The organism is Microbacterium sp., assembly GCF_030149085.1.
Classification (GTDB): Bacteria; Actinomycetota; Actinomycetes; order Actinomycetales; family Microbacteriaceae; genus Microbacterium.
Window position 1 is genome coordinate 1 of the sequence record NZ_JASBSF010000193.1, and the last position, 2,044, is coordinate 2,044.

A 2,044-nucleotide genomic window follows, 5' to 3' on the forward strand; every position below is an offset into this window, starting at 1 on the left:
GGCATCCAAGGGGACCGTGAAGCGCACGCCGATACTGCGACCCGAGGTGTCGATATCGAACGGCGTTGCTGGAGTCACGGTCACCGAGGCAGGATCGACGTCGGCGAGCGACTGCGAGGTCGTCACGATCAGCCGGGATCCGGATGCCGAGATCGCGGCGGACGGGTCGACCTGAACGGTGGTCACGCGTGGCCCCATGAGCACAGTGGCTGCGGCCCCGAGAGCACCGACGAGGCCGATCGCAGCGGCGACCCCGACAAAGCCCAGGACGAACCCGCGCAGGCGCCGTCGTACCGCCCGCTGCCGCCGCGACGGGACCGCGCCGCTACCGCGCGGGCTGGCTTCAGTACTCATACGGGTCCTCGGGCTCGGGCACAGCCTCAACCGACTCGGCGGCGATGTGCAGGCGCCCGTCCGAGTCCGAGCGAACCGTGCCCGTCACGGTCGCCCACTCGCCTTCGGGCGCTGCCGTACCGCCCCAGGCGATCGGAACTGCTGCCAGTTGCGCGTCGATGACGCAGTGGGTGATGACGAACCGCGAGAGCAGGAAGCCGGTCCCGGCATCTCCGGGGGCGACGAACCCGGTCAAGGTGACGGCGTCGCCGTCGAAGGATGCCGGGTCTGTCGCCGTCGCGAACACCGTCGCCCACTCGCCCACCCCGAAGGTCGCCGTATCTCCCGTGGATGCCAGGGTGACGACATCCCTCCCGCCGAACAACACCGGCGTGGTGGAGGTACTCGTCGAAGCGAACTGCGGCGACAGCGACGACGGCGGCAGGGCGAGGGCGCCGATCACGACGGCGCTCGCAAGCACTCCGGCGACGACCGTGCCGGCGAGGGCTACCGGATGCCGAATGTGCGCGTGGTCATGCTCGTGGGCGCTCGCCTCCCCGTGATCGTGTCCGTGGTCGTTTTCGGCGCCCAGCGGAAGCGCGAAGGATGCGACAGCTCCGACCAGCACGATCACCGACATCCCGACCGCGAACCACGCCGATTCGGGGTTGATGTAGAGCGACAGTCGGCCCGTCACCGCAAGCCCGACGGTGAGGACGGCGAGCGCTGAGGCAAGTCCGACGCCGAGCCAGCGCGTTCCGAGGGAGCCGAGCCTAGGCAAGAAGGTTCACCACCGTCCCCATGGCGAAGGCCGACAGAACGACGACCACGACGATCCCGACGAGGGTGCGGGTCGTGAAGGTCGTGCGCAGCAGGGCGAGCATCTTCACGTCGACGAGCGGCCCGACCAGGAGGAAGGCGACGATCGAACCGGGAGTGAAGGTCGAGGCGAACGAGAGCGCAAAGAACGAGTCGACGTTGGAGCAGATCGAGACGACCATCGCGAGAGCGATCATGGCGACGATCGACAGTGCGGGGTTGGACCCGATCGCCAGCAACACGTCCCGCGGGATGAGCACCTGCACCGCTCCGGCGATGGCGGACCCGATGATGAGCGCGGGCATGACGGCGCGCAGTTCGATGACCAACTGGGCGAGGCTTCGGCGTCCCTTGCCGCCGGGCTCGTGCGTGACCAGTTCGCACGTGTCGCGGAACCGGTCGGTCAGCAAGGCGTCGGGGCTCGGATGCCGACTGTAGAGCCAGCCGAGCAGGTTGGCGATCAGGAACCCTCCCACCAGGCGCGCCACCAGGATGCCGTCGCTGAAGCCGAAAGCCTGATGAGTCGTGATGATCACGATCGGGTTCACGATCGGCGCCGCGATGAGGAAGGTCAATGTCTCAGGCACCGTGAACCCGCGCATCAGCAGGCCGCGTGCGAACGGGACGTTGCCGCACTCGCATACCGGGATGAACATGCCGAGGAGGGAGAGCACGCCGCGCCGCAGCCACGGCGTGCGCGGCATCCATCGCTCGAGAACCCCTGGCGGGATCCAGACCTGCACGACGATCGAGAGCACCACACCGAGCACCACGAACGGCAGTGACTCGATCAGGACGCTGATCGCGAGGGTCAGACCGTCCTGCGCTCGCGTCGACAGGGGTGAGGTGAACAGCGACGGTGACAGAAGGTCGATCGCGACCAGGATCGCGA

Annotated in this window: 2 protein-coding genes and 1 pseudogene; all 3 read right to left on the bottom strand. The window is 68.1% G+C overall.

Translation table 11 applies throughout. The features are described from left to right. Window positions 1-354, bottom strand: a pseudogene (locus Q1V87_RS07750) (hypothetical protein); the annotation flags it as partial. Beyond that, complete coding sequence (locus Q1V87_RS07755) at window positions 344-1,114, bottom strand: TIGR03943 family protein (RefSeq protein ID WP_300591581.1); 771 nt, start codon at window positions 1,112-1,114, stop codon at window positions 344-346. The pseudogene Q1V87_RS07750 and the gene Q1V87_RS07755, both read right to left, overlap by 11 nt. Beyond that, complete coding sequence (locus Q1V87_RS07760; RefSeq protein WP_300591582.1) at window positions 1,107-2,039, bottom strand: permease; 933 nt, start codon at window positions 2,037-2,039, stop codon at window positions 1,107-1,109. Before Q1V87_RS07760 ends, Q1V87_RS07755 begins: the two co-directional genes overlap by 8 nt. Window positions 2,040-2,044: the final 5 nt, after the last annotated feature.